Genomic DNA, 26,645 nt, shown 5'->3' on the forward strand with positions numbered 1-26,645 from the left:
GGTTGATAGGCCAGATCTGGAAGCCCGGTAACGGGTGGAGGTGACTGGTACTAATAGGCCGAGGGCTTGTCCTCAGTTGCTCGCGTCCACTGTGTTGGTTCTGAAACCACGAACAACCCCGTATGTCGGGCCACGACTACGGTGCGGTTGACAGTTTCATAGTGTTTCGGTGGTCATAGCGTGAGGGAAACGCCCGGTTACATTCCGAACCCGGAAGCTAAGCCTTACAGCGCCGATGGTACTGCAGGGGGGACCCTGTGGGAGAGTAGGACGCCGCCGAACAAATTTTAGGGAAAAGCCCGGACCGGGATACGGTCCGGGCTTTTCTGCGTTTTACGCAGGCTCCACCAATTTCGCGTCGTACGCCACGATCACCGCCTGCACCCTGTCCCGTGCTCCCGTCTTCGCCAGGATGCGGGAGACGTGAGTCTTCACTGTCGATTCCGCGAGGTGCAGCCGTTCGGCGATCTCCGTGTTCGTCCAGCCCTGGGCGATGACCGTGAGGATCTCGCGTTCGCGGTCCGTGAGGGACGTGACGCGGGGATCGGGGGGTGTCTCCGTGCCGGGCGGGGCGGGGAGGTGCTGGACGTAGGCGTCGAGGAGGCGGCGGGTCAGGCTCGGGGCCACGATCGCGTCTCCGGCCGCCACCGCGCGGATGCCGGCGAGCAGCTCCTCGGGCAGCGCGTCCTTGATGAGGAAGCCGGAGGCGCCCGCGCGCAGGCCCGCGTACGCGTACTCGTCCATGTCGAACGTCGTGAGGATGAGGACGCGGGGGCCGGTGTCCGCGGCGCCCGCGGAGACGATGCGGCGGGTGGCCTCGATGCCGTCCATGCCGGGCATGCGGATGTCCATCAGGACGACGTCCGGGCGGAGCTCGGCGGCCAGGCGGACCGCATCCGTGCCGGTGCCCGCCTCGCCCGCGACCCGTAGGTCGTCCTGGCTCTCCAGGAGCATGCGGAAGCCGAAGCGCTGCATGGGCTGGTCGTCGACGATGAGGACCGAGGTCGTCGGGGGCGTCGGGGGCGCCGTGTTCACCTTCACGCGTCCTTCGGGGTGGGGAGCTGGGCCGCGACCCGCCAGCCGCCGGTGGGCTGTGGGCCTGCGTCAAGTGTGCCGTCGTACAGGGCAGTTCGCTCGCGCATGCCGGTGAGGCCGCGGCCGCCGGGGGCCGGCGGGCCGCCCGTGCCGGTGTCGGTGACCGTCACGGTGACGGCGTCGGGGGCGTAGGTGAGGGAGACCGTCGCCGTGGCGCCGGGGCCGCCGTGCTTGAGGGTGTTCGTGAGGGCTTCCTGGACGATGCGGTAGACGGCGAGCTGGGTGCCCGGGGGGAGGGTGGACGGGTCGCCGTCGTGGGTGATGTCGACGGGGAGGCCTGCCGTGCGGACGCCCTCGATGAGGGAGGACAGGTCGGCGAGGGCGGGCTGGGGTGTCAAGTCGGCGGTGGGCGGGGGGAGTTCCTCGCCCAGGACGTCGAGGAGGCGGCGGAGTTCGGTGAGGGCCTGGCGGCTCGTCGTGGCGATGGCGGTGAGGGCCTGGCCCGCGCGCTCCGGGTTGCGGGCGGCCGCGTAGGAGCCGCCGTCGGCGAGGCCGGTGATGACGGAGAGGTTGTGGCCGATGATGTCGTGCATCTCGCGGGCGATGCGGGCGCGTTCGGCCGCCGCCGCGAGTCTGGCCTGCTGATCGCGTTCGACTTCCAACTGGCGGGCCCGTTCGACGAGGGAGTTCGTGTAGTCCTGGCGGCTGCGGAGGGCGAGGCCCAAGGCGGCGACCAGGGCCAGCGCCCAGAACTGGGGGACCACCTGTGCGTCCCAACTCCCCTTCGGGAAGCGGACGACGGCGACGACGACCGGGACCATCGTCATCGCGCAGGCCAGGACGAGTGTGCGCATCCGGCAGCGCAGTGCCACGTTGAAGACGACGAAGAGCTGGAGCAGCGCCGCCTGGAGGACGGCGCCGGTCGCGCTGTTCACGACGCCCGCGGCCACCATGACCGTGAGCGCCGCCAGGGGATGCGTGCGGCGCCACAGCATCGGGAGGGACAGGGCGAGGCTCAGGACGAGGACGAGCCCGCCGGGGACGTCCGTGTTGTGCGCGATGTTCTTCCAGCCGTCGCCCGCGTAGTCGATGAGCGCGGCGATGACGCAGAAGCCGGTGAGGAGCAGGTCCCATGTCAGCGGGTGGCGCCGGTCGTAGGCGCGCACCCGCTGCGTGGCGCGGTACAGGAACTGGCTTGTGCGGGGCTGGGGTTCCGTGGACGTGGACGTCACGCGGTCATCCTGGTCATACGTCGCGGCGCTTGAGAAGGAGCGCGGCCGCGGTGAGCACGGCGGCCGTCCACAGGAGCAGGGAGATCAGGCCGGTGCCGGGTGCGTTGTGGCCGGCGACGGGGTTGATCGAACCGAGGGACTCGGCGGACTTGCTGGGGAAGTACCTCACGGCGCTCTGCACGACGTCGTAGCTGATCATCTGGAGCACCTCGGGCAGGATCATCACCACCCCGACGAACGCGCCGATCGCGGCCGGGACCGAGCGGCACAGGGCGCCGAGGCCGAGGGCGATGAGGCTGAGGAGGGTGATGCCGGCCGCGTTGCCCGCGAGGGCGCCGAGGACTCCGGAGTCCGTCAGGGACAGGGCCTTGTCGGTGTCGGAGAGCCAGATCTGGGCGAGCAGGAACGTGACGATGTTCGTGAGGAAGGTGACCGTGAAAGCCGTGGCCGTGAAGACGCCGGCCTTCGACCACAGGACCGGCAGGCGGCGCGGGACCGCTGCCATCGTGGCGCGCACCAGGCCCGTCGAGTACTCGCTCGCCGTGAGCAGGATGCCGAGGACCGCGACGCAGATCTGGGAGAGCTGGGTGCCGAAGAGGGTGAAGACGACGGTGTCGATGTTCGCGTCGTCGCCGTCGTAGGTGGAGCCCATGAGGACGCCGACCGCGACGACGAGCGCCGTCGCGAGGCCGAGCGTCCACCAAGTGCTGCGCAGCGTACGGAGCTTGTGCCATTCGGCGTGCAGGACGCGAGGGGTCGTTACCGCGTACGCCGTCGGGGTGCTGGTCGTGGTCGTCATGCTGCTGCTCCTACAGGGGTCGTGGCCTGGTACTCGACGGCGTCGTGGGTGAGGTCCATGAAGGCCTGCTCCAACGAGGCGGTCTGCGGGGTGAGTTCGGAGAGAGGCAGCCCGTGGTCCGCCGCGATCCGGCCGATGGCGGGGGCGTCGGCGCCGCGGACGTGGAGGGTGTCGGGGGCCTCGACGGTGACCTCGGCGCCGGGCAGCAGCGCGCGCAGGCGGGCCGCTTCGGGCGTCACCACCTTCACGTAGGCCGCTCCTGATTCCCGTACGAGATCGGCGACCGTGGTGTCCGCGAGGAGGCGGCCCCTGCCGATGACCACCAGGTGGTCGGCCGTGAGCGCCATCTCGGACATGAGGTGGGACGAGACCAGGACCGTACGGCCTTGCCGGGCGAGGGACTTGAGGAGGGTGCGGATCCACAGGACGCCCTCGGGGTCGAGGCCGTTGACCGGCTCGTCGAGGATGATCGTGGCCGGGTCGCCGACGAGGGCCGCCGCGATGCCGAGGCGCTGGCCCATGCCGAGCGAGAAGCCCTTGACCCGCTTGCCGGCCACCTCGGTCAGGCCCGCCAGGTCGAGGACGGCCTCGACGCGGGAGCGCGGGATGCCGTGGGTGAGGGCGAGGGCCATGAGGTGGTGGAAGGCGGTGCGGCCCGGGTGGACGGCCTTCGCCTCCAGGAGCGCGCCGACCTCGGTGAGCGGCGCCGGGTGTGCGGCGTAGGAGCGGCCGCCGATGGTGGCGCGGCCCGCGGTCGGGGCGTCCAGGCCGAGCAGCATGCGCATGGTCGTGGACTTGCCGGCGCCGTTCGGGCCGAGGAAGCCGGTGACCGTGCCGGGCTCGACGGTGAAGGTCAGGTCGTCGACGGCGGTCCTGCCGGTCTTGCCGGTCTTGCCGCCGTAGCGTTTCGTGAGGCCGTGCGCTCGGATCGTCATGGGCAATACGGTGCCGCGCGGCGGGTGCCGGGGGCGTCCGTCCGCAGCACCGAGCCGCGCAAAATGCCGTAGTACCCCGGTACTACGGCCCGTAGGGTGCGGATGCATGGACTACGAGATCCGGCCGATCAGGGCCGACGAATGGGCCCTCGCGAAGGAGCTGCGGCTCGCCGCGCTCCAGGACGAGGCCGCGCCGATCGCCTTTCTCGAGACGTACGAGGAGGCGCTCGCGCGGCCGGACTCGTTCTGGCAGGACCGGGCCTCGGGGAACTCGCACGGCACGGACGCCCGGATGTTCGTCGCGGTCGGCCCCGACGGGCGGTTCGTCGGCAGTGTCGTGGCGCTCGTGGAGCGGGCCGGCGCCGAGGACTACTTCGGCTCCGTGGTGGAGCGCACCCAGGGCGCGATCGTCGGCGTGTACGTACGGCCCGAGGCGCGCGGCGGCGCCGTGATCCGGGGGCTGTTCGACGCGGCCGTCGCGTGGGCGTGGACCGTCGACGGCATCGAGCGCGTACGCCTGTACGTCCATGAGGACAACGCGCGGGCCGAGGCGTTCTATCTGCGGTACGGCTTCGTGCGCACCGGAGGGGTCACCCCGATGGCGGGCGACCCCTCGAAGCTGGAGCGCGAGATGGAGATCAGGAAGCCTTAGCCGTACGGGTGCTCGGCGCGGGCCGTGCGCAGGGCGCGGGCCCACCAGTGGAGCTGATCGAGCATGACCTTGGCGGCGCCGGACGCGCCGTCCTCGTCGTGGGCCGCGCCGTCCTCGGCGAAGAGGCCGGCGTGAGCCTTGTGGAAGCTGACGCCGTCGCGGACCGTGGCGCAGTGCAACTCGGCGAAGACCAGGCGCAGTTGCTCCACCGCGCGCAGGCCGCCTGCCACGCCGCCGTACGACACGAAGCCGACCGGCTTGGCCTTCCACTCGCTGCGGTGGAGGTCGATGAAGTGCTTCAGGTGGGCCGGGAAGCTGTGGTTGTACTCGGGGGTGACGATCACGAACGCGTCGGCGGCGTCGACGCGGGCGGCCAACTCGGCCTGGTTGGGAGTGTGTTGGTGGCCCCAGCCCGGGTGTGCGTCGGGGAGTTCCAGGTCGGCGAGGTCGATGACGTCGAAGTGGGTGTCGGGGGCGTGGGTCGCGGCCTGCTGGGTGAACCAGGAGCCGACGGTGGGAGCGAGGCGGCCTTCGCGGGTGGAGCCGATGACGATCGCTACGCGGAGGGGGGCGGTGGTCATTTCTGGGTCTCCCTGGTGGTTGATGGAGTATTCGTTGCTGGATCAGCGGGCTGTTGTGGGGGTTGCTTCAGGGGTGCTCTGCGCCGGGGGCTGCGCCCACCCGCTCCGCCCTGCGGAACGCCTGCCCGCAGCGGTGGGGGACAGGAGCTTGCAGGCGAGGGCCGCCAGCGCTGTCATCAGGGCCGTCACTGACCACAGCGCCACCTTCCAGGCCGCCGTGAACTCGGTCGCGTGGCCGCCCGCGCCCGACGTCACCCGCGCCGCCGCTCCGCTGGAGCCGAGCCGGGACTCGACCGCAGCGAGGAGGAGCGCCCCGAAGACGGTGAGCATGACGGCGCCCGTGCCGCCGCGCACGGTGTTGAGGAAGCCGGAGGCCATGCCGACCTCGGACGGGGCGACCATCGACATGGCCTGCGCGTCGACGATGCCGATGGACAGGCCCTGACCGGCGCCGATGGTGAGCAGCGGGCCCGCGAGGGCGGCGGCGGAGATGCCGGGGTGCAGCGTGGTCAGCCAGGCGTTGCCCGCCGCGATCAGCAGCAAAGACAGGGTCAGGAGGTGCCGGGCGGGGACGCCGCGGTTGACGAGCCGGGCGCCGAGCGGGGGCAGGGCGAGCACCGGCACCGTCATCAGGAGCAGCGTCAGGCCGGCGGCGCGGGCCGTCGTGCCGCTCGCGCCCTGGAGGTAGGTGGGCAGGAAGGCGAGGGCGCCGGTGGTGCCCGCGCCGAGCCCGAAGGCGCCGACGATCCAGCCGAGGAACGCCGGGTTGCGGGTGAGCCGCAGATCGAGGATCGGGCGGCCCCGGCCGCTGCGGACGATGCGGTGTTCGACCCGTACGAAGGTGAGGAGCAGGGCGATGGCGAGCGCCGCGGGCGCCAGGGTGCCGGGGGCGGTCAGGCCCGACTTGGAGCCCTGGGTGATGGCGAACAGGGCGAGGGCCAGGCCCGCGATGAAGGTGGCCGCGCCCGCCTTGTCGACGCGGGGTGCGAGGTCGGCCCGGGACTCGCTCATCAGGCGTGTGCCGATGAGGATGACGGCGCCGACAGCGACGTAGGACAGGAAGGTGGCGCGCCAGCCGAGCGCGTCGACCATCGAGCCGGAGAACGTCGGGCCGAAGGCGAGGCCGAGGCCCGCCGTGGTGCCGAGTGAGGCGAAGACGCGGGTGCGGGCCGGTCCGGTGAAGGTGGCGGCGAGCAGGGAGCCGCCGCTCGCCATGACGCCCGCGGCGCCGACGCCGGACAGGACGCGGGCCGCGTCAAGGAGCAGGATGTTCTGCGCGAGAGCCGAGGCGAGGGTGCCGGCGGTGTAGAGCGCGGCGCCCGTGGTGAGGATCCGGCGGCGGCCGTACAGGTCACCGAGCGACCCCGCGACCAGCATGAACGAGGACGCGGCGAGGAAGTAGCCGACGACGGCCCACTGGAGAGCCGCGCCGGAGGCGTCGAGGTCGGCGCCGATCCGGGGCAGGGCCACGGTGGTGCCGGACATGGCCATCGGCAGCGTGAGCATGCCCAGCAGGACGACGATCAGGGTGAGGGTGGGGCGGCCGCCGCCGACTTCGCGGGCCGCCGACGCCTGGGGTTCGGTTGCCATGCCGGTAAAGTACAACGATGGTTGTAGTGAGTGCAACGGTCGTTGTACCTAGGTCTCTGTGCCTAGGCTGGACGTGAGCGGAGGAGTTCTGGCATGGCGCAGCAGCAGGAACGCAGGGGCACGGTCGAGAAGCGGCAGGCGCTGCTGCGCGGGGCGCGCACGGTCTTCGGCCGCGAGGGCTACGCGCGCGCGGGCATCGACCAGATCGCGGCGGAGGCGGGCGTCTCGACCCGCACGCTCTACAACCACTTCGGCGGCAAGGAGAACCTCTTCCGCGAGGCTCTGCTCGACAGCGCCGCCGTCGTCACCGCGGCCCATGTCGCCATCGCGGAACGGCACTTGACCAAGGTCACGGACGTCGAGAAGGACCTCCTCGCCTTCGCCCGCGAATGGATGGGGCAGCGCGGCGAACATGTCGCCCACATGCTCCTCGTGCGCCAGATCATCGCCGAAGGGCCGCATCTGCCCGCCGGAGTCGTCGAGGCGTGGCAGCGTACGGGGCCGCAGGCGACGGTGGATGCGGTGCGGGAGCGGCTCGCCGCCCTCGGCGCACAGGGCCTCCTCGCGATCGACGAGGCCGGATCGCCGGAAGCGGCACGGTACTTGATGCTCCTTGTACCGGGGGCGGTCACCGTCGACACGTTCTTCGGGGTGGTGCCGATGTCGGAGGCGGAGGTCGACGCGCGGGTGCAGAGCGGCGTGCGGACGTTTCTGCGGCTGTACGGGGCCTGACCGGACGGGGCCGGGCCGCACGGGGGCTGACCGTGCGGGGCCAGGTCGTACGGGGCCTGACCGTACGGGGGCTGAGCAACGCCCTTCAGGCCAGCGGGAGTTCGGCGTCCGGCCAGCGGGAGCGGCCCTGTTCCCGGGACCGGAGCAGGGCCAGGGTCAGCAGCCCCCGGTCCGCTCCGGTGGACAGCAGCTCCGGCAGCTGGGGAAGCGGAGCAACCGCCGCGACGTCGTCCAGGACGAGCGTCATTGGTGGGTCGAGCCGACCGGCGGGTGACCGTTCGGCCATGCGCCGGCCGTGCTCGACCACGCTTGAGGCGAGGGCCGTCAGGAGCGGCATCGCGCCGGGATTTCCCTTCGGGTCCTCGATGGGTTCACCCACCACATAAAGCGTGCCCCCTTCGTCCGCGAAGGAATCCAGGGTGAGCGCATCAGTTCGGTTCGGGGTGCACGCCTCGCGAATGTGCACCGTGAAGAGCGAGGAGAGGGCCCGCGCCGTCAACTCCTGCGCCATGTCCCGGCGTTCGGGGTGCGAGGTGAGGGCGGCTTCGAGTTCACCTGCCGCGCCGGACGCGGCCTTGGGGTTCGTACGGAGGATGCGTACGGCGTCCTGGACCTGGGCGCCCTGGGCCCAGCGGTGGACGTGGCGGAACGGTTTGCCTTCGGCGGCCGCGGCGTGCAGGTAGCTGCGCAGCAGGGTGTCGGCGGTCTCGGCCACGGCGGAGTCGAGGCGGGCGGTCGGCCTTATCGGGGCGAGCAGGGCGGTGGCGCGCTCCGCGGCGACGGCCTTGGTCTCGCAGCCGGATGCGGGGTTCCAGTGCATGCGGGCGGGGGTGTCGCAGCGGTGTGTCGGGTCGTACAGAAGGACCGGGCCCAGTTTGGCCCGGGCGTCCTTCGTCTCCTCCCAGATCCGGGGGGAGGAGGTGATGATCAGGGCCGGGCCCTCGGCGTCCTGGATGGCCTGGACGGCTCGGGGGTGGCGGTCCTGGGGTGGGCCCAGGAGGACGGGGCCCCGCGGCGCGGGGACGGGGAGCTCGGGTTCGACGGGGGGTGCGGCCTCGACGGGCCTGGGGGTGAGCGTCTGCCGGGTCGGGGGCTCGTCGTCCACGGCGGTCGGTGGGGGCTGGTCGCGCAGTTCCCCGCGCCCCTGAGGGGGCGTATCCGCAGTGCGCTCAAAGGCCGGAGTCGCTTGCGATGTTCTCCTCACCGCGCGCCACCTCGCCACCGTGCCCGCCACGAACACGGCCAGGACGACCAGGATCATCAGCTGGCCGATGAACAGGCCCCAGAAGAGGCCGTAGCCCGACAGCTGCGCCTTCGGGGTGTTGGGCCACGCCGCGACGACATCGTGCGGTGCCGTGATCAACGACCGCATGGCCAGCGGCGTATGACCGAACGTCACATTCTGCGGCCACGCGCCCTTCGCGAAGAGGCCCGCCAGGCCCGTCGCCGTCCACACCAGGATCGTCATGCCGAGCAGGAACGCCAGGACGCCGACGAGCAGACCGTCCGGGATGCCGCCGCGGCCGCGCTCGTCGTGCCCGTAGCGGCGCCGGTCGTCACGCCGGTACCCGTACTCGTCCCGCATCATCATCACGCTCAGGCCACCGTGGATTCGGAGGAGTCGCTCAGCCGCTGCTCGACGAAGGACGCCGCCCGCTCCTCCGCCTCCAACTCGGCGGCGTGCAGGGCGTCGTCGGCCAGGTGGTCCTGCGACGACTCCGTCATGGCCCGGTCGGTGAAGACCAGTGGGCGCTCCGTCTCGGTGATCAGGTGCTTGACCACCTGGACGTTGCCGTTGACGTCCCAGACCGCGATGCCGGGCGTGAGCGTCGGGATGATCTCGACCGCCCAGCGCGGCAGGCCGAGGACCCGGCCGGTCGCCCGTGCCTCGTCCGCCTTCTGGGCGTAGATGGTCCTCGTGGAAGCCATCTTGAGGATCGCCGCGGCCTCCTTCGCCGCCGCGCCGTCCACCACGTCGGACAGGTGGTGGACCACGGCCACGAAGGACAGGCCGAGCCGCCGCCCGAACTTCAGCAGACGCTGGAACAGCTGCGCCACGAAAGGGGAGTTGATGATGTGCCAGGCCTCCTCGACCAGGAAGATGCGCTTCTTCCGGTCGGGGCGGATCCAGGTGTGCTCCAGCCATACGCCGACGATCGCCATCAGGATCGGCATCGCGATCGAGTTGCGGTCGATGTGCGAGAGGTCGAAGACGATCAGCGGCGCGTCCAGGTCGATGCCGACCGTCGTCGGGCCGTCGAACATGCCGCGCAGGTCACCGTCGACGAGCCGGTCCAGGACCAGGGCGACGTCGAGTCCCCATGCGCGTACGTCCTCTATGGCCACGTTCATCGCTTCCGCCGACTCAGGTTCGGGGTGGCGGAGCTGCTCGACGATGTCGGTGAGGACCGGCTGACGGTCGACGATCGTCTCGTTCACATACGCATGCGCGACCTTGAGCGCGAAGCCCGAGCGCTCGTCCAGGCCGTGCCCCATCGCCACTTCGATGATGGTGCGCAGCAGGGCCAGCTGGCCGGTCGTCGTGATGGCCGGGTCCAGCGGGTTGAGCCGGATGCCCATGTCGAGGGCGGCCGTCGGGTCGAGCCGGATGGGAGTTATCCCCAGCTCCTGCGCGATGAGGTTCCACTCGCCGACCCCGTCCTCGCCCTGCGCGTCGAGGACGACGACCTGCCGGTCCTTGAACCTCAACTGCCGCAGTACGTACGTCTTTTCCAGGGCCGACTTGCCGTTTCCCGACTCGCCGAGTACGAGCCAGTGCGGGGCCGGGAGCTGCTGCCCGTACAGCTGGAAGGGGTCGTAGATATAGCCCTTGCCGGAGTACACCTCCCGCCCGATGATCACGCCGGAGTCGCCGAGCCCGGGGGCGGCGGTCGGCAGATAGACGGCCTGGGCCTGGCCCGTCGACGTACGGACGGGCAGCCGGGTCGTCTCCACCTTGCCGAACAGGAAGGCGGTGAAGGCGTCCGTGAGAAGCGACATCGGATCCCGCATGCGCGCTCTCCCTCTACCGTCGGATGCCGGTGGCGAACGGCAGCGTGTTCACGAACGCCCGGTGGTGTTCGCGGTCGCACCACTCCAGCTTCAGATACGACTTGCCGGCCGAGGCCCGGATGGTCCGCTTGTCGCGGGCCAGGGCGTCCGGGTTGCGCGAGGAGACCGTGATGTAGCCGACGATGTTCACGCCCGCCGCGCCGCTCGCGAGGTCCTCGCCGCGCTGGTCGAGGCGGCCGTGCGCGGCGATGTCGCGAGGGTCGACGGTCCGGTTCATCTTGGCGGCGCGGGACGCCTCCGCCTCGTCGTTCGTCTTCTCCGTCAGCATGCGCTCGATGGCGACCTCCGTCGGCTCCAGGTCCATCGTGACGGCGACGGTCCTGATCACGTCCGGGGTGTGCACGAGCAGCGGGGCCAGGAAGTTGACGCCGACCGGCGTCATCGGCCACTCCTTGACCCAGGCCGTGGCGTGGCACCAGGGCGCGCGCGTCGACGACTCGCGGGTCTTGGCCTGGAGATACGTCGGCTCCATGGCATCGAGCTCGGCGGGCCAGGCATTACGTTTCGTCATCGCCTGGATGTGGTCGATCGGGTGGTCCGGGTCGTACATCGAGTGCACCAGAGAGGCGAGGCGGCCCTGGCCGAGCGGTTGACGCACGCGGATGTCGGCTTCCTGCAACCGCGAGCAGATGTCGGTCAGTTCCCGCGCCATGACGACGGCGAGGCCGGCGTCCCGGTCGATCTTCTTGCCGGCCTTGGGGCGGCCGGCGCGCGCCATCGCGTTGGCCTCGGCGGCCAGCTCGCGCGTGTAGTGCATGCAGGCCACCAGGTACGCGCGGTGCTGCTCACTGCTGGTCGACACCATGGACTGCAACTGGTCGTACGAGTCCTGCAACCACCCCGGGGCGCGGTCGTCCCCGCGCACGGCGACGTCCTTGGCGTGGGCGTCCGGGTCGGCAGGCAGCGTACGGGCGAGCATCTGGAGCCGCGTGACGAACCCGTCCCCGTTGGCGACGTGCTTGAGCAGCGTGCCGAACCGGTCGACCAGGGCCTCCTGGTCCTCCGAGTCGCGCAGGCCCACACCCGGGCCCTCGATCTCGATCGCGGCGGTCACGGTGCGCCGGTCGGCGTGCAGCAGCACGGCGATCTCGTCCGGCCCGAACGGCGCGGCCAGCCACGTCAGGCGGCCGATCCCGGGCGGCGGCCCGACCTCGACCTCACGCCCGTCGAGCCGGGTGCCCGCCTCCATGGGGCGCGAGCGGTAGACGGCGCCGCGCCGCAGCGAGCGCTTGTAACTCCGGTTGATCTCGAACCACTTGTAGAACGTGCGGTGCTTGTACGGGACGTAGACCGCGGCCAGCGCGAGCAGCGGGAACCCCATGAGCAGCACGATCCGCAACGAGAGCACCGGGACGAGCAGACCGCACATCATGCCGAGGAAGGCACCCGCGATGATCAGGAAGAGTTCTCCCGACTCACGGTTCCTGCCGACGATCGCGTTCGGCCGGGCGCGGCCGATCAGATATGTACGGCGGGGCGTGACCGGAGGGGACACATGGGACTGGGTCGTCAACGCCCTGCACCTCCTTGCGGTTTGCCGTTACTGCTGGGACTGGTCCCGCGGTTGCTGCTCGCGTGCGGGGTGTTCGTGGGACTCGTACGGGGTGGGGGTGCGGCGGAGGGGACAGTTCCGCCGCCGCCCCCTGCCCCGCCCTGCCGCGAACTGTGCGCGGCCACACCACCGGACGCGGGGTTGGACGGACGCGCCTGGGTGGCGCCCCCGCCCGCTGAACCTCCGCTGTCCGCTCGGGTGCTGTGGGTCTTGATGCCCTGGGAGACGAGGGCGGCGGGCGAGGAGATCATCGCGGCGGCCTTGCCCTCGGCGCCCTGCATGATCCGGTTCTTGCGTACGTTGGCCATCTCGTCGCCGAAGCCGGGGACGAAGCGGTAGATCATGCCGCTCGCGAAGATGGCGAGCAGCACGATGGCGAGGCCGGAGACGACGGCCGCGAGCGCGTCGGGTCCGTCGTCGCTGCTGGACAGCGCGCCGGCCAGGCCGAGCACGATGACGATCACCGGTTTCACGAGGATGACGGCGACCATGATCCCGACCCAGCGGCGGACATGGCCCCACAGGTTCTTGTCGACGAGCCCCGAGTACACGACGACGCCGAGCAGGGCACCGACGTACAGGAGCACGGCCCGCAGATACAGCTCCAGATAGAGCACGCCGGCCGCGACGATCGACACCAGCGAGACGACGATCAGCATGATCGGCCCGCCGCCGATGTCGTCGCCCTTCTTGAGCGCCTGCGAGAACGTCCCGAAGAACGTGTCGGTCTGGTTGCCCGTCGCCTTGGCGAGCACGTCCGTCACCCCGTCGGCCGCGGAGACCACGGTGTACAGGATGAGCGGCGTGAACGCCGACGCCAGCACGGTCAGCCACAGGAACCCGACGGCCTCCGAGATCGCCGTGCTCAGCGGCACGCCGCGCACGGCCCGCTTGGCGACGGCGAGCAGCCACAGCAGCAGGGTCAGCACGGTCGACGCGGCGAACACGACGGCGTACTGCTGAAGGAACTTGGGGTTGGTGAAGTCGACGGTGGCGGTCTTCTGCACGGCCTGACTGAGCTGGTCGACGGTCCAGGACGCGGCGTCGGCACAGCCCTTGGCGAGGCTGGAGAGGGGGTCGAGGGGGTTGGTGACGTCGGGCGTGTTCCCGCCTCCGCCGGTGGAGCCGCCGGTGCCGCCCTTGTCGTCGCGCTCGCAGTACTGCTTGGCGCGGCCGACGATCAGGTCGCAAGGGTTACTGGTGGGCTCGGGCGCGGCCACGGCTCGTGTGGCCAGCAGCACGGCTGCGGACTGTACGGCCGCGACGGCAGCGGTGAGCTTGAGCGCGCGACGTGGGCTACCGGGCATAGGAGAACCCTCCGTACTCCTCGATGGCCTTGCTGATGTCGTCGGAGGCGGAGGCTCGCTGGTCCCCGGGGACGGGGGTCGGCCCGTTCTTCTGCGAGTCGGAGGTGATCTTCCAGTCGCCGCCGGTCCAGCGGAGGTGGAAGGTCCAGGTCTGCCAGGACGTGGCGACGGGGTTCGTGGAGTTCGTGCCGGAGACGCCGAGGAGCCCCATGAACCAGACGGAGATCTTCGCGGTGTCGTCGGCGTACTGGAGTGTCTTCGTGCCGACCGGGATCGTGCGGGACACGAACGTGCTGCCCTGGGGCGCCTTGCCGTTGGCGTCGAGCCCCAACTTGCTCAGGAACTCGGTGGAGTACGCCTTGTCCATCGGGGCCTTGAGCTTCGCCGCGGCAGCGCTCGTATAGAGGCCGTCCACGATGGCGTGCCGCCGCTCGGCGTTGAACATGCCGTCCCCGCCGAGCTGCACCGCATAATTCGCCGCAGCCGACTGCGCCCCCTGCTCATCGTGCGCGAACCCCGAACTCACCGGCTTCGTACCGGTCGGGGCCGTAGGGGACGCCCCGGCCTTCGCCTCGGAGCCCGCCCCACCGCCGGAGGCACTGTCGTCGCCGCGGTTCGCGAACGCGATGGCCGCGATCAGCAGCACCACCACGCCGACCACGGTGACCAGGGAGCGGGACGAGGAGCGGCCCGGTCTGCGGGCACCCCCGTAGGCGTCGCTGCCCGAGCCCTCGGGGAGCCGGGTGCGGGTCTGCCCCGTACCGCCGTAGAAGTCGTCGTCGCCACGGTCGTCGAGACTCATTCAGCGCACGCCCCCTCAACCTCTGGTCGAACCGCCGCATACGACGGTAGCCGTGCTGGTTCCCGCGCGGGCGCGGTGTGGTGACTCGACATCAGGGAGACGCAACCTCAGCCGGTGGGCACGACGGGACGTGGGGGACAGGGTGATGAAGAGGTAACCGGGCGGGACCGGCCCGAAACTGACGGTGCGTGGGCCGGGCTAGACGGCCATGCCGTACACGATGGTGAAGAGGGTGCCGAGGGATCCGATGATGAACACCCCGGTCAGGCCCGCGATGATCAGCCCCTTGCCCTGCTCGGCGCTGAAGGTGTCACGCAGCGCCGTCGCCCCGATCCGTTGTTTGGCCGCGCCCCAGATCGCGATGCCGAGGCACAGCAGGATGGCCACCGCCATCACCACCTCGATCATCACGCGTGCCTCGTTGCCCAGGGTCCCGAACGGGCCCCAGTCCGGGGCGATCCCGCCGATGATGGTCGTGATGTCGCCCTTTTCGGCTGCCAGCAGCATGTGTAACTCACCGCCCCATGTGGGTAGTTCTGTCGCCCCCGCCACAGCGCAGAGGTCAGGCCCATTCTTCCGCAGAACGCCGCTGATGCCTGCACACTTGGCGCCATTCCTTGGCTGAGTTCTTACGCCCCTCGTGGCCGGAGGGCCGCTGTGGGAGGCGGGTCCGTATACGAAGGAACGTATGGTCACTCTGTGTATCACGGTGCATTACGTGGAGCAATGAGCGGCGGAAACGCCACGGCCCGCGACCTTGAGGGGCCGCGGGCCGTGGTGTGCTCTTGGGGAGGTGTCGCGGGGCTACATGACTTCCTGGACCGGGGAGACCGTGAGCGAGCCGGAGCCCTCGCTGCCGTCCGTCACCGGGAGCGAGCCCGCGGGCCAGGCGACCGTCTTGGAGTGGGTCTCGTTCGGGGGCGTGACGACGATCTGCGTCGGGCGGACGCCCGAACCGCCGGTGTCGTTCACGCGGAACGTGATGTTGAAGGCGGCCACGGCGCCCTTGATGAGGTCGTAGGACTGCGCCTTGTCCTTGTTGCGGGGGATGGATACCGTGCCCGCGTTCGTCTTCAGGTCGGCGCCGGGGAAGCCGTGGATGTGGCAGGTCGCGCCCCTGTTGATGAACTGGACGGTGACCGTGCCCTCCTGCTTGTAGCTGTTGTCGATGGCGCTGATCTCGAGGTTGGCGGTGGTGCAGGCGGCGGTGGTGCCGGTGCCGGTGCCGGTGCCCTTGCCGCCGGTCGCCGGGCTCGCGGTCGCGCTGCCGCCGGTGCCGCCGGTGCCGCTCCCGTTTCCGCTGTCGTTGCCGCCCGCCTGGGAACCGCCGTCGCCCTGCGCCGGGTTGGAGGCGGAGGCCGACGCCGAGGGCGACGTCGCGGCCGGCTTGTCCGTCGTGGACGACGCCGTGTCGTCCCCGCCGCCGCAGGCCGTGAGCGACAGGGCGGTCGCGAGGCCGAGCGTGGCGAGGACGGCGGTACGGGTGCGGTGGCGCAGCATGGTGTTCCCCCAGAAGACGGTCCGTGGCCCCGCCCGGTGGTGGTCGTGGTGCTCGACCGGGTGGGTGAGAACAGTTGTACAGGGAAGGCAGTCATGGGCAGATCTTCAGTACGTCCGTGTTCTGTCACAGGCGACAACACCTCCTCGGCCCCGGCCCCCGCCCGTAGACTGCGGGCGTCCGGACGTGGGACTCCTTTGTGGCGGAAGGCGGTTGACGGTGCGTAAGGCATGGATCGTCGGGGGATCTGCCGTCGCCGGGGCCACCGGATTCATGACCCTGCTCGTCGTCGGTACGTACATGGCGGCGGGGAGCCTGACCAACGGGGTCGGGCAGGGTGCCGTGGGCCTCGCGAAGGGGTCCGTGCCGGCCGCGTACCAGTCGCTCGTGCAGAAGTGGGGCAATCTGTGCCCCGCCATCAACCCGGCCCTGCTCGCCGCGCAGCTGTACCAGGAGAGCGGCTTCAACCCGAAGGCGTCGAGCCCCGCGAAGGCGTACGGGATCGCGCAGTTCATCGCCGGGACGTGGGCCACGCACGGCCTGGACGGCGACGGGGACGGGGACCGCGACATCTGGGACCCGAACGACGCCATCCCGTCGGCCGCGAGTTACGACTGCAAGCTCGCCTCGTACGTGAAGGACGTGCCCGGCGACGCGACGAAGAACATGCTCGCCTCCTACAACGCGGGCGCGTACGCCGTCATCAAGTACCGAGGTGTGCCGCCGTATCGCGAGACGCAGAACTACGTGAAGACGATCACGACCCTGGAGAAGTCCTTCGCGCGGCCGGTCGGGCGCGTGCAGCCCTCCCAGCAGGCCGCATCGGCCATTTATTACGCGCAGAAGAAGCTGGGGACGCCCTATCTGTGGGGCGGGAACGGGACCGCCGACCAGGGCGGCCGGTTCGACTGCTCCGGGCTGACCAAGGCCGCGTACGCATCCGTCGGCGTCACACTGCCGCGCGTCGCCAACGACCAGTACAACGCGGGGCCGCACCCCAAGCGCGACGAGCTGCTCCCCGGTGACCTGGTGTTCTTCTCGGACGACCTCACCAACAGCCGGGCCATCCGGCACGTCGGGATCTACGTCGGCGGCGGTTACATGATCGACGCCCCGCGTCCCGGGGCCGTCATCCGATTCGACCCGGTCGACACGCCTGACTACTTTGGTGCCACGCGCGTCACCGAGGACGGGGCCAAGGCGCTGTGACGTGGCTTGAACTCTCCGTTAACGCCTGGCCCTGAGCTGCGGGTTTGCATCTCTCTTCGATAACGTCTGCGTGATCATTCGGTGGAGTGTGGAACGTAGGGAGTGGGACCGTGCGTTCCTTTTGCTGAACCGGAAAACAACCACGGGGGTGGCTGAAGACGAAGGGGCCGCTGAACTATGGCTGGACTCGTGGCACTGGAAGCGCTCGAGACATCCGGATCCAACCCCGACGTCACGCTGCTCTATGACATCAACGGACTCGCGAAGGACGCCCCGAGCTGGTTCGACCGGACCATGGAGTTCGTCGGCGAGTACGGGATCCTGATCGGGCTCGTGCTGGTGGTGGTCTGGTGCTGGTGGGGGGCCCGGAAGCGGGGCGCCCTCGATGACGCCGCCACTTCCGTCGCCGCCGTCGTCTGGGCACCGCTCGCCGCCGGCGTCGCCGTCCTCGTGAACGTGCCGATCCGGTCGTTCGTCGAGCGGCCCCGGCCCTTCAAGGACCACGACGGGCTGACCGTCCTGGTCGACGGAAAGAACGACTTCTCGTTCGTCAGCGACCACGCCACCCTGGCGATGGCCATCGCCGCCGCCCTCTTCGTCGCGAACCGCAAGCTCGGCTTCGTCGCGATCGGACTCGCCGCCCTCGAAGGGTTCTGCCGGGTCTTCATGGGCGTGCACTACCCGACCGACGTCATCGGCGGGTTCGCGCTCGGCACCGCTGTCGCCCTGCTGCTCTCGCCGCTCGCGTCGGCGCTGCTCACGCCGGTGGCGCGGGCCGTCGGACGGGCGGGCGGCGTGGTGTCGCGGCTGGTGTGGGCGCCTATGGCTGTGGCGTCGGCGTCCGGAGCGGTGGAGCTTCCTGAGGCGCGGGGGTCGTCGGGTTCCTCGGAGGAGCGGGACTTGGCCGCGTAGTCGCTCCGCTCCGGGTCAGGGCTGTTCCCGCGGCGCCGGCTGCCAGGGCGATGGTGGCGCAGGCCGTTGCCAGGAGGCCGGCTTCCGGGTGGGCCGAGCCGTCGTCCAGGGCTGAGGCGGTGGCCGCGCCGAGGGTGAGGACGGCTGCGGTGGCCGCCGTGGCGGCGGCTATTCGGGGGGTCTTCATGGGTTCAGGGCAACCCCTGGCTGGGGTTTGGGCCACCTGAGGGCGTGTCGGGTGCGCCGTGTGGGGGAGCTTGTAGCGCCGTTGGGGTTGCCGATCTTTTCGGGTGCCGCGCTGTCGTGGCTGGTCGCGCAGTTCCCCGCGCCCCTGGCTGGGCTGACCTTTCGCCCGCTCAGAAGGCCTGCGGGAAGGTGAAGAAACCCGATGGGTCGTACGTGCGCTTCACCTTCGTCAGGCGCGTCGCCGCGTCCCCGTAGTACGCCTGCTTCCAGTTCTTCAGCGTCGCGTCCGTGTAGTTCTGGTACGCGGCGCCGGACGCGTACGGGGCCATCGCGTCGTGTGCCTTTTTCAGCCAGGTGCGGGCCGTCGTGCCGGACGTGCCCGGCTGCCACGACACGATGTACTGCGCGAGCATCCGCGAGCGGCGGTGGACGAACGCCGTGGCCGTCGGGTCGACGCGGTTGATCGCGCCGCCGAGCGCCGTGAAGGCGATGGAGCCCGCGCCCGCCGTCACCGTCTCGATCTGCTTCAGGAGCGCGCGCACCCCCGCGTCGGAGAGCGAGCGGTCGAAGAAGTCCGAGTGCGCCGCGTACGTCTCGCGTTGCAGCGCGCCCTGCGGGGAGCGGCCCGGGGTCGTGCCGGGCAGGTGGCACTGGGCGTCCGAGGAGAAGGCGGAGCAGCCCGCGTACACCTCCATCGACTCCTCGTACGAGCGGCGCTTGAGGGAGACCGACGTCGCGGGGCCCGGGCCGCCGGGGCCGTCGGCGAGGCGGTCGACCGCGTTCTGGAGCTCGGTGTAGGTGCCGAGGGAGAAGGCGGCGACGGAGATCGTGGGGCGGCCGCCCGCCGCGTTCGCCACGTGCAGCGACGACCAGATCTCGTCCGGCTGGTCGGGGCCCCACTTCTGCCAGGCCTTCAGGACCGTCGCCGCCTTCGACCAGGGCCACGTCATGTACGCGGACACCCCCTGCGGCGCCGGGTGCGTCTTGAAGCGGAGTTCCGTGACGACCCCGAACTGGCCGTTGCCCGCGCCCCGCAGCGCCCAGAACAGGTCCTTGTTCGTGGTCGCGTCGGCGGTGAGCTGCTTGCCGTCCGCCGTGATCAGCGTGGCCCCGGTGAGGCTGTCGCAGGTCAGGCCGTACGCGCGCGAGACGACGCCGTGGCCGCCGCCGAGGGTGAGGCCCGAGACGCCGACCGTGGGGCAGGAGCCCGCCGGGATCGTGACGCCCTTGGCCGCCAACGCCCGGTAGACGTCGATGAGTTTGGCGCCCGCCCCGACGACCGCCCCCGAGCCGGAGGCGCGGACCGTCTTCATGCGCGACACGTCGAGGATCAGCCGGCCGTCGCCGGAGGACCAACCCGCGTACGAATGGCCGCCGTTGCGGATCGCGACCGGGACCTTGCGGGCACGGGCGTAGGCGAGCGCCGTACGGATGTCGTCGGGGCCCGCGACGTACGCGACGCCCGTCGGCTTCAGGGAGTCGAAGCGGGTGTTGTACAGCTGGTGGGCCGCGGCCCACGAGGACTGGCCCGGGCGGACCAGGGAGCCGTCGAGGTCCTTGGCGAGGGCGTCCAGGTTCGCCGCGGCGCGCACGGAGGCCGACGCGCTGGTGGAGCGGACCGGGGCCGACGACGAGGCCGCGCGGGAAGGATCGCCGCCGCCCCCCGACGTGCAGGCCGAGACCGCGCCCGCCGTGACCGCCGCCGAAGCCGCTATGAACGTACGCCGCTGCATGCCGTCTCCCTCGTGTGTCTCCCTGGATACGAGACGAGAAAGAGGAGCGCCCGGTTCACCTCAGGGCGAGGCGGTGTGGTCCTCCGCGTCCGTGCGGGCCTTGCTGCGCGCTCGGCGGGCGGGCCCGCGCCAGCCGCAGGTACAGCGGGCCAGACAGAACCGGCCCTGCTCGACGACGGTCGTCGTGTGCTCGTGCTGCTGTTGTGCCACCCCGCCACGGTAGCGGGCCGATGTAAACCCCCCGTTCGCGTGACGGGCGTCCCTACCCGTCGTTAACCGGACGACAGGGGGCCGCACACCCACGGACCGGCTTGGGGGTAGACAAGCGATGGTGGTGCAGCAGCACGGGCACCCGGGAGATTCGGCGAAGATCTCGGCGAGGAGAGCGGCGGCGGCCGTCGCCGTGGCGTCCCTCGTGGCCGGCGTCAGCGGATGCGGCGGCGGAGCCGAGGCGGGCGACCGGAACGCGGACCCGACGCAGGCCGTGCGCGAGGCCCCCGACCGGCTGGTCCGCGAGGGCAGTTCGCAGGCCCGTACGTCGATGGAGATGGCCAGCGGCGGCACGCGCGTGACCGTCAAGGGCGAGGGCGCCTACGACTACCGCGAGGGCATCGGCGAGCTGAAGGTGCAGCTGCCCAAGGACGCGGCCGGCGCCCAGGAGCACCGCCCGATCACCGAACTCCTCGCACCCGGCGCCCTGTTCATGAAGAACCGCGGCTCGGGCGTCCCGGCCGACAAGTGGGTCCGCGTCGACACCGCGTCCCTGACCGACGGCAACCTGGTCACCGGCGGCGCCACCGACCCCCTCGCCGCGGCCGAACTGCTGCGCGGCGCGCGGCAGGTGACGTACGTGGGGCAGAGCGAGGTCGAGGGGGTGCGGACCCGGCACTACCGCGGGAGCGTCGACCTCACCGCCGCCGCGAAGGCCGCGTCCGCGGGGAACAAGGGGGCGCTCGCCGCGGCGGCGAAAGGGTTCGGCAAGGAGCCGGTGGCGTTCGACGTCTACCTCGACGACGACGGGCTCATCCGCAAGCTGCGCCACCGCTTCGCGTTCGCCAACGGGCAGCAGAAGAAGGAAGTCGCCTCGACGACCCTGTTGTACGGGTTCGGGAAGCCCGTCCGGGTCCGCCTTCCGGACAAGAAGGACATCTTCGCCGGGAAGGTGGCGGAGGAGTAGGGCCCCTCGGCCACCCGAAATGGTTCTTCCGTGCCATGCGCGCTGCGTAGCCCGCTCCCTACGCTAGGAAGTCGCACGCATGAGGCTGGAAGAGGTGATGCACCGTGGCTCCGGTGGGTGGTACGGCAGTGCAGGACCGCGTCGCCCTCGCCGAGATCGAGTTGTGCGGTGAATTGATCATCGCGGCGTCCGCGGTCACCGAGGACCGGCTCAGCGCGGACCGGATCGACGAGGTGTTGCGGCTCGCCGAGGCGCTGCCCGAGGGCCCCGACGACGAGGGGTGACGCGGTGCCCGGGCCGGCGGTCAGGTGCGCAGCATCCGGGCGATGGCCTTCGTGGCCTCCTCGACCTTGGCGTCGATCTCGTCGCCGCCCTTCACCGCCGCGTCGGCGACGCAGTGCCGCAGATGCTCCTCCAGAAGCTGGAGGGCGAAGGACTGCAAGGCCTTGGTGGAGGCGGACACCTGCGTGAGTATGTCGATGCAGTAGACGTCCTCGTCGACCATCCGCTGGAGGCCGCGGATCTGCCCCTCGATGCGGCGCAGGCGCTTGAGGTGCTCTTCCTTCTGGTGGTGGTAGCCGTGGATGCCGCGGTCGTGGTCGGTCACGATCTCGGCCGTGGGCTCTGCTTGTGTCGCGTCCGTGGTCATCGTGTCCCGACCTCCCGTTGTCGAACCTGCGGCGGCTTCATATACCCCCGGTGGGTATATGGTACCGGATTTCCCCCGGCCGCGGCCGGTTCGTCACGGCTTGGACCGGACCCAGTGCTGATCACTGTGCCTGATGGGCGACACTGGGGGAACGCCGGTTAGCCGTGGCCGGATGATGCGCCTAGCATCAGCCTGACCGAATCCAAAGCACCCCGAGGACCCCACGTGCGCTTTCGTCTGACCCCCAGGGAGACGAGCTTCTACGACATGTTCGCCGCATCCGCGGACAACATCGTCACGGGCTCGAAGCTCCTGATGGAACTGCTCGGCGCGGATTCCTCCGCCCGGGCCGAGATCGCGGAGCGGATGCGGGCAGCCGAACACGCCGGTGACGACGCCACCCACGCGATCTTCCACCAACTGAACTCCTCGTTCATCACGCCGTTCGACCGCGAGGACATCTACAACCTCGCGTCGTCCCTCGACGACATCATGGACTTCATGGAGGAGGCCGTCGACCTGGTCGTCCTCTACCAGGTCGAGGAGCTTCCCAAGGGTGTGGAGCAGCAGATCGAGGTGCTGGCCCGGGCGGCCGAGCTGACCGCCGAGGCCATGCCGAACCTGCGCACCATGGACAACCTCACCGAGTATTGGATCGAGGTCAACCGCCTGGAGAACCAGGCCGACCAGATCCACCGCAAGCTGCTCGCCCAGCTCTTCAACGGCAAGTACGACGCCATGGAAGTCCTGAAGCTGAAGCAGATCGTCGATGTGCTGGAAGAGGCGGCCGACGCCTTCGAGCACGTGGCCAACACGGTGGAGACCATCGCCGTGAAGGAGTCCTGAGGCCGGCTCATGGACACCTTCTCCCTGATCGTGACGATCGGCGTCGCGCTCGGATTTACGTATACGAACGGCTTTCACGACTCTGCGAACGCCATCGCCACTTCGGTGTCGACCCGTGCGCTGACGCCCCGTGCGGCGCTCGCCATGGCCGCCGTCATGAACCTCGCCGGTGCCTTCCTCGGCAGCGGCGTCGCGAAGACGGTGAGTGAGGGGATCATCGCCACGCCCGAGGGCGACAAGGGGATGGGCATCCTCTTCGCGGCTCTCGCGGGCGCGATCGTCTGGAACCTCATCACCTGGTACTTCGGGCTTCCCTCGTCCTCCTCGCACGCGCTGTTCGGCGGGATGGTGGGTGCCGCCCTCGCCGGCGGGACCACCGTCTACTGGTCGGGCGTGTGGGAGAAGATCGTCATCCCGATGTTCACGTCGCCGGTGATCGGTCTCGTCGTCGGTTACCTCGTGATGTGCCTCATCATGTGGCTCTTCCGGCGCTCCAACCCGCACAAGGCCAAGCGCGGATTCCGTATCGCGCAGACCGTCTCGGCGGCCGGCATGGCGCTCGGGCACGGTCTCCAGGACGCGCAGAAGACCATGGGCATCGTCGTGATGGCGCTGGTCATCGGCGGTCACGAGTCGTACGACGACCCGATCCCGGTCTGGGTCAAGATCGTGTGTGCGGTGATGCTGTCGCTCGGCACGTATGCCGGTGGCTGGCGGATCATGCGGACGCTCGGGCGCAAGATCATCGAGCTGGACCCGCCGCAGGGGTTCGCCGCGGAGACGACGGGGGCCTCGATCATGTTCGGGTCCGCGTTCCTGTTCCACGCGCCGATCTCCACGACGCATGTGATCACCTCGGCGATCATGGGTGTGGGGGCCACGAAGCGGGTCAACGCGGTGCGCTGGGGTGTTGCCAAGAACATCATCCTGGGGTGGTTCATCACGATGCCGGCGGCGGCGCTGGTCGCTGCCGCGAGTTACGGGATCGTGTGGCTGGCCTTCGGGTAGGCCCCGCCCGTTCTACTGAAAGCCGCAGTCGCGTCTGCCGAGTTCTGAGCAGATGCGACTGCGGCTTTTTCGTGGTTGCTCGCGCCCACGCGGCGGAGCCGCATATCGATACGGCCCCGCGCCCCTGAAAGGCCAAGGCCCGCCCCCTTGCGGGGGCGGGCCTTGCCTTTTCCTCGTGATGGCACCGCCATGCAGCACCACGAGGGGTCGGGGGTGTCGGATCAGCCGAAGCGGCCCGAGATGTAGTCCTCCGTGGCCTGGACCGACGGGTTGGAGAAGATCCGTTCCGTCTCGTCTATCTCGACGAGCTTGCCGGGCTGGCCGACCGCCGAGAGGTTGAAGAACGCGGTGCGGTCCGAGACGCGGGCCGCCTGCTGCATGTTGTGCGTCACGATGACGATCGTGAACCGCTCCTTGAGCTCGCCGATGAGGTCCTCGATGGCGAGCGTGGAGATCGGGTCCAGGGCCGAGCAGGGCTCGTCCATGAGCAGGACCTGGGGCTCGACCGCGATGGCCCGGGCGATGCACAGACGCTGCTGCTGGCCGCCGGAGAGGCCGGAACCGGGCTTGTTCAGGCGGTCCTTGACCTCGTTCCAGAGGTTGGCGCCCTTGAGGGACTTCTCGACGACGTCGGAGAGCTCCGACTTCTTGTAGTTGCCGTTCAGGCGCAGGCCCGCCGCCACGTTGTCGAAGATCGACATCGTGGGGAAGGGGTTGGGGCGCTGGAAGACCATGCCGACGGTGCGGCGCACGGCGACCGGGTCGACGTGGGAGCCGTAGAGGTCCTCGTCGTCCAGGAGGACCTTGCCCTCGACGCGGCCGCCGGGGGTGACCTCGTGCATGCGGTTGAGGGTGCGCAGGAAGGTCGACTTGCCGCAGCCGGAGGGGCCGATGAAGGCCGTCACCGAGCGGGGCTCGACGGTCATCGAGATGTCTTCGATCGCCTTGTGGGCGCTGTAGTAGGCGGTCAGGCCGCTTACGTCGATTCGCTTGGCCATGGGTTCAGTTCACTTCCGGGTTGCGTGATGTCGCTGAGGATGGCCGCGCTCAGCGACCGGCGCTCGGGGCCTTCCAGCGGGCGATGCCGCGGGCCACGAGGTTGAGGATCATGATGAAGGCGATGAGCACGAGGGCCGCGGCCCAGGCGCGGTCGTACGCCGCTTCGCTGCCGCCGCTGCCCGCGTACTGCTGGTAGATGTACAGCGGCAGCGAGGCCTGCGGGCCGTCGAACGGGTTGCTGTTGATCAGCGGGTTGCCGAAGACCAGGAGCAGCACCGGGGCCGTCTCACCGGCGATGCGGGCGACCGCCAGCATGATGCCGGTGGTGATGCCGCCGATCGACGTGGGCAGGACGACCTTGAGGATCGTGCGCCACTTCGGGACGCCGAGCGCCAGGGAGGCCTCGCGCAGCTCGTTCGGGACGAGCTTGAGCATCTCCTCGGTGGAGCGGACCACGACCGGGATCATCAGGATGGACAGGGCCATCGAGCCGGCGAAGCCGGAGAAGCCGAAGCCGAGGATCAGGATCCAGAAGGACAGGACGAAGAGGCCGGCGACGATGGACGGGATGCCCGTCATGACGTCGACGAAGAACGTGACGGCCTTCGCGAGCTTGCCGCGCCCGTACTCGACCAGGTAGATCGCCGTGAGCAGGCCGATCGGGACCGAGATCAGGGTGGCGAGGCCGACCTGCTCCAGGGTGCCGAGGATGGCGTGGTAGATGCCGCCGCCCGGCTGGTAGCTGGTGACGAAGCCCATCGAGTGGCTCAGGAAGTACGGGTCCAGGACCTTGATGCCGCGCTTGACCGTCTCGTAGATCAGCGAGGCGAGCGGGATCACGGCGAGGATGAACGCGACCCAGACGACGCTGGTGGCGACGCGGTCCTTGGCCTGGCGCCTGCCCTCGACCTTCGCGGCGAGCACGTACGTGACGAGGACGAAGAGCAGCGCGGCGATCAGGCCCCACTGGATGCGGCTGTCGAGGCCGCCGCCGAGGCCGATGGCACAGCCCGCGGCGACCGAGCCGACCGCGATGGCCCAGGGGGACCAGCGGGGCAGGCGCGCGGCGCTCAGGGAGTTCGGGCGCTTCACGGGTACGGATGCGTGGCTCATGCGTTGGCCCCCGAGTACTCCTTGCGGCGGGCGATGATCAGGCGGGCCGCGCCGTTCACCAGGAGGGTGATGACGAACAGGACCAGGCCCGAGGCGATGAGGGCGTCGCGGCCCTGGTCGTTGGCCTCGGAGAACTTCGCGGCGATGTTCTGCGCGAACGTGCCGCCGCCCGGGTCGAGCAGGCTGGTGTGGATCAGGAAGTCGGGGGAGAGGACCGTGGCGACGGCCATCGTCTCGCCGAGCGCGCGGCCGAGGCCGAGCATCGACGCGGAGATCACTCCGGAGCGGCCGAAGGGGATCACCGACATGCGGATGACCTCCCAGCGGGTGGCGCCGAGGGCGAGGGCCGCCTCCTGGTGCATCAGGGGGGCCTGCCGGAAGACCTCGCGGGAGACGTTGGTGATGATCGGCAGGATCATGATCGCCAGCAGGATGCCGACGGTGAGCAGGGTGCGCGGGGCGCCGCCCTGGTAGTCGAGGATGCCGGTCCAGCCGAAGTAGTCGTCGAGCCAGGCGAAGACGCCCTCCATGTGCGGCACCAGGAAGAGGGCGCCCCACAGGCCGTACACGATGGACGGCACGGCGGCCAGCAGGTCGATGACGTAGGCGATGGTGCCGCTCAGCTTCTTCGGCGCGTAGTGCGTCAGGAAGAGCGCGATGCCGACGGCCACGGGGACCGCGATCAGCATGGCGATGACCGACGTGACGATCGTGCCGAAGGCGAGGACGGCGATGCCGAAGACGGGGGGCGTCGCGGTCGCGTTCCACTCGAAGGTGGTGAGGAAGTTGCCCTCGTTCTTCGAGAGGACCAGCGAGGCGCGGTAGGTCAGGAAGACCGCGATCGCGGCCATGATCACCAGGAGCAGAATGCCCGAGCCGCGCGAGAGACCGAGGAAGATCCGGTCACCGGGGCGGGTGGCGCCGCGGGCGGCGCGCTTCTGCTGGGCTGGGGAGGGGCGATCGGCGGGCGCCGGTGGCGCGGGTGCTTGCGTGGTGATGTCCATGAGGGTTCTCCGGTCTGCGAAG

27 protein-coding genes and 1 rRNA gene are annotated in these 26,645 nt (G+C 70.2%); 9 read left to right on the forward strand and 19 right to left on the reverse strand.

The window, feature by feature from the left end:
* The first annotated feature begins 165 nt into the window (after nucleotides 1–165).
* Nucleotides 166–282 (forward strand): 5S ribosomal RNA (gene rrf, locus AB0L37_RS05550).
* Between the two features lie 51 nt (nucleotides 283–333).
* Here the strand turns inward: rrf and AB0L37_RS05555 are convergent.
* From AB0L37_RS05555 to AB0L37_RS05570, 4 genes are read right to left on the reverse strand one after another with little or no spacing between them, the layout of a single operon-like run.
* Nucleotides 334–1,035, reverse strand: a complete 702-nt coding sequence (locus AB0L37_RS05555; protein WP_365500628.1) for a response regulator transcription factor — start codon at nucleotides 1,033–1,035, stop codon at nucleotides 334–336.
* 2 nt (nucleotides 1,036–1,037) lie between these two features.
* A complete protein-coding gene (locus AB0L37_RS05560; RefSeq protein ID WP_365500631.1) occupies nucleotides 1,038–2,267 on the reverse strand; it encodes a histidine kinase in 1,230 nt (409 codons plus the stop codon).
* Between the two features lie 13 nt (nucleotides 2,268–2,280).
* Nucleotides 2,281–3,066 carry an ABC transporter permease gene (locus AB0L37_RS05565; protein ID WP_365500634.1) on the reverse strand — a complete coding sequence of 262 codons (786 nt, stop codon included), beginning with the start codon at nucleotides 3,064–3,066 and terminating at the stop codon, nucleotides 2,281–2,283.
* Nucleotides 3,063–4,001, reverse strand: coding sequence for an ATP-binding cassette domain-containing protein (locus tag AB0L37_RS05570; RefSeq protein WP_365500637.1), 939 nt, complete (start codon nucleotides 3,999–4,001; stop codon nucleotides 3,063–3,065). Before AB0L37_RS05570 ends, AB0L37_RS05565 begins: the two co-directional genes overlap by 4 nt.
* A 106-nt stretch (nucleotides 4,002–4,107) precedes the next feature.
* On the opposite strand from AB0L37_RS05570, the gene AB0L37_RS05575 reads away from it, so the two are divergent.
* Complete coding sequence (locus AB0L37_RS05575; RefSeq protein ID WP_365500640.1) at nucleotides 4,108–4,653, forward strand: GNAT family N-acetyltransferase; 546 nt, start codon at nucleotides 4,108–4,110, stop codon at nucleotides 4,651–4,653.
* Here AB0L37_RS05575 and AB0L37_RS05580 read toward each other — a convergent pair.
* Nucleotides 4,650–5,234, reverse strand: a complete 585-nt coding sequence (locus AB0L37_RS05580; RefSeq protein ID WP_365500643.1) for an NAD(P)H-dependent oxidoreductase — start codon at nucleotides 5,232–5,234, stop codon at nucleotides 4,650–4,652. The two genes, AB0L37_RS05575 and AB0L37_RS05580, sit on opposite strands and share 4 nt — an antisense overlap.
* Before the next feature lie 42 nt (nucleotides 5,235–5,276).
* Nucleotides 5,277–6,824: an MFS transporter gene (locus AB0L37_RS05585; RefSeq protein WP_365500646.1), complete on the reverse strand. Its 1,548-nt coding sequence runs from the start codon at nucleotides 6,822–6,824 to the stop codon at nucleotides 5,277–5,279.
* Between the two features lie 93 nt (nucleotides 6,825–6,917).
* Here AB0L37_RS05585 and AB0L37_RS05590 point away from each other — a divergent pair, with 93 nt between their 5' ends.
* Nucleotides 6,918–7,556, forward strand: a complete 639-nt coding sequence (locus AB0L37_RS05590) for a TetR/AcrR family transcriptional regulator (protein WP_365500648.1) — start codon at nucleotides 6,918–6,920, stop codon at nucleotides 7,554–7,556.
* Between the two features lie 85 nt (nucleotides 7,557–7,641).
* Here AB0L37_RS05590 and AB0L37_RS05595 read toward each other — a convergent pair whose 3' ends face one another.
* The 7 genes from AB0L37_RS05595 to AB0L37_RS05625 all read right to left on the reverse strand — a co-directional run bounded on the left by AB0L37_RS05595 (nucleotide 7,642) and on the right by AB0L37_RS05625 (nucleotide 15,789).
* A complete protein-coding gene (locus AB0L37_RS05595; RefSeq protein WP_365501415.1) occupies nucleotides 7,642–9,141 on the reverse strand; it encodes a type VI secretion protein in 1,500 nt (499 codons plus the stop codon).
* 11 nt (nucleotides 9,142–9,152) lie between these two features.
* Nucleotides 9,153–10,568 (reverse strand): ATP-binding protein, encoded by a 1,416-nt coding sequence (locus tag AB0L37_RS05600; RefSeq protein ID WP_365500651.1) that lies wholly within the window; start codon nucleotides 10,566–10,568, stop codon nucleotides 9,153–9,155.
* Nucleotides 10,569–10,581: 13 nt separating this feature from the next.
* Entirely contained in the window at nucleotides 10,582–12,141 is a 1,560-nt protein-coding gene (locus AB0L37_RS05605) for an SCO6880 family protein (protein WP_365500654.1), read from the reverse strand.
* The gene (locus AB0L37_RS05610) at nucleotides 12,138–13,487 is read right to left on the reverse strand and encodes a hypothetical protein (protein ID WP_365500657.1); all 1,350 of its coding nucleotides are present in this window, start codon (nucleotides 13,485–13,487) and stop codon (nucleotides 12,138–12,140) included. The genes AB0L37_RS05605 and AB0L37_RS05610 overlap by 4 nt, the downstream gene beginning before the upstream one ends.
* Nucleotides 13,477–14,289 (reverse strand): hypothetical protein, encoded by an 813-nt coding sequence (locus AB0L37_RS05615; RefSeq protein ID WP_365500660.1) that lies wholly within the window; start codon nucleotides 14,287–14,289, stop codon nucleotides 13,477–13,479. Before AB0L37_RS05615 ends, AB0L37_RS05610 begins: the two co-directional genes overlap by 11 nt.
* A gap of 198 nt (nucleotides 14,290–14,487) precedes the next feature.
* A complete protein-coding gene (locus AB0L37_RS05620; RefSeq protein WP_188337772.1) occupies nucleotides 14,488–14,796 on the reverse strand; it encodes a hypothetical protein in 309 nt (102 codons plus the stop codon).
* A gap of 297 nt (nucleotides 14,797–15,093) precedes the next feature.
* On the reverse strand, nucleotides 15,094–15,789 hold the full coding sequence (locus AB0L37_RS05625; protein ID WP_365500664.1) for a DUF4232 domain-containing protein: 696 nt from the start codon (nucleotides 15,787–15,789) through the stop codon (nucleotides 15,094–15,096).
* Nucleotides 15,790–16,006: 217 nt separating this feature from the next.
* On the opposite strand from AB0L37_RS05625, the gene AB0L37_RS05630 reads away from it, so the two are divergent.
* Both AB0L37_RS05630 and AB0L37_RS05635 read left to right on the forward strand, forming a co-directional pair.
* Entirely contained in the window at nucleotides 16,007–16,996 is a 990-nt protein-coding gene (locus AB0L37_RS05630; RefSeq protein ID WP_365500667.1) for a bifunctional lytic transglycosylase/C40 family peptidase, read from the forward strand.
* 177 nt (nucleotides 16,997–17,173) lie between these two features.
* Entirely contained in the window at nucleotides 17,174–17,908 is a 735-nt protein-coding gene (locus AB0L37_RS05635; protein WP_365500670.1) for a phosphatase PAP2 family protein, read from the forward strand.
* A 356-nt stretch (nucleotides 17,909–18,264) separates the two neighbouring features.
* Here AB0L37_RS05635 and AB0L37_RS05640 read toward each other — a convergent pair whose 3' ends face one another.
* A complete protein-coding gene (locus tag AB0L37_RS05640) occupies nucleotides 18,265–19,827 on the reverse strand; it encodes an FAD-binding oxidoreductase (protein ID WP_365500673.1) in 1,563 nt (520 codons plus the stop codon).
* 60 nt (nucleotides 19,828–19,887) lie between these two features.
* Nucleotides 19,888–20,037: a hypothetical protein gene (locus AB0L37_RS05645; RefSeq protein ID WP_365500676.1), complete on the reverse strand. Its 150-nt coding sequence runs from the start codon at nucleotides 20,035–20,037 to the stop codon at nucleotides 19,888–19,890.
* Between the two features lie 118 nt (nucleotides 20,038–20,155).
* On the opposite strand from AB0L37_RS05645, the gene AB0L37_RS05650 reads away from it, so the two are divergent.
* Together AB0L37_RS05650 and AB0L37_RS05655 are read left to right on the forward strand one after the other, a co-directional pair.
* Entirely contained in the window at nucleotides 20,156–21,004 is an 849-nt protein-coding gene (locus tag AB0L37_RS05650; RefSeq protein WP_365500679.1) for a hypothetical protein, read from the forward strand.
* Between the two features lie 104 nt (nucleotides 21,005–21,108).
* Nucleotides 21,109–21,288, forward strand: coding sequence for a hypothetical protein (locus AB0L37_RS05655; protein ID WP_365500682.1), 180 nt, complete (start codon nucleotides 21,109–21,111; stop codon nucleotides 21,286–21,288).
* A 20-nt stretch (nucleotides 21,289–21,308) separates the two neighbouring features.
* Here AB0L37_RS05655 and AB0L37_RS05660 read toward each other — a convergent pair whose 3' ends face one another.
* Nucleotides 21,309–21,653, reverse strand: coding sequence for a metal-sensitive transcriptional regulator (locus AB0L37_RS05660; protein WP_365500685.1), 345 nt, complete (start codon nucleotides 21,651–21,653; stop codon nucleotides 21,309–21,311).
* Nucleotides 21,654–21,878: 225 nt separating this feature from the next.
* Here AB0L37_RS05660 and AB0L37_RS05665 point away from each other — a divergent pair, with 225 nt between their 5' ends.
* Together AB0L37_RS05665 and AB0L37_RS05670 are read left to right on the forward strand one after the other, a co-directional pair.
* Nucleotides 21,879–22,499, forward strand: a complete 621-nt coding sequence (locus AB0L37_RS05665; RefSeq protein WP_116512248.1) for a DUF47 family protein — start codon at nucleotides 21,879–21,881, stop codon at nucleotides 22,497–22,499.
* A 9-nt stretch (nucleotides 22,500–22,508) separates the two neighbouring features.
* Nucleotides 22,509–23,507 (forward strand): inorganic phosphate transporter, encoded by a 999-nt coding sequence (locus tag AB0L37_RS05670; RefSeq protein ID WP_365500688.1) that lies wholly within the window; start codon nucleotides 22,509–22,511, stop codon nucleotides 23,505–23,507.
* Nucleotides 23,508–23,728: 221 nt separating this feature from the next.
* Here the strand turns inward: AB0L37_RS05670 and pstB are convergent, their stop codons facing one another.
* The 3 genes from pstB to pstC are packed head-to-tail and all read right to left on the reverse strand — an operon-like array spanning nucleotide 23,729 to nucleotide 26,623.
* Nucleotides 23,729–24,505, reverse strand: coding sequence for a phosphate ABC transporter ATP-binding protein PstB (pstB, locus tag AB0L37_RS05675; RefSeq protein ID WP_365500691.1), 777 nt, complete (start codon nucleotides 24,503–24,505; stop codon nucleotides 23,729–23,731).
* 49 nt (nucleotides 24,506–24,554) lie between these two features.
* The gene (gene pstA, locus AB0L37_RS05680; RefSeq protein ID WP_365500692.1) at nucleotides 24,555–25,619 is read right to left on the reverse strand and encodes a phosphate ABC transporter permease PstA; all 1,065 of its coding nucleotides are present in this window, start codon (nucleotides 25,617–25,619) and stop codon (nucleotides 24,555–24,557) included.
* On the reverse strand, nucleotides 25,616–26,623 hold the full coding sequence (pstC, locus tag AB0L37_RS05685; RefSeq protein ID WP_365500694.1) for a phosphate ABC transporter permease subunit PstC: 1,008 nt from the start codon (nucleotides 26,621–26,623) through the stop codon (nucleotides 25,616–25,618). Before pstC ends, pstA begins: the two co-directional genes overlap by 4 nt.
* Nucleotides 26,624–26,645: the final 22 nt, after the last annotated feature.

This window comes from Streptomyces sp. NPDC052225 (assembly GCF_040679615.1).
In the GTDB taxonomy this organism is placed as follows: Bacteria; Actinomycetota; Actinomycetes; order Streptomycetales; family Streptomycetaceae; genus Streptomyces.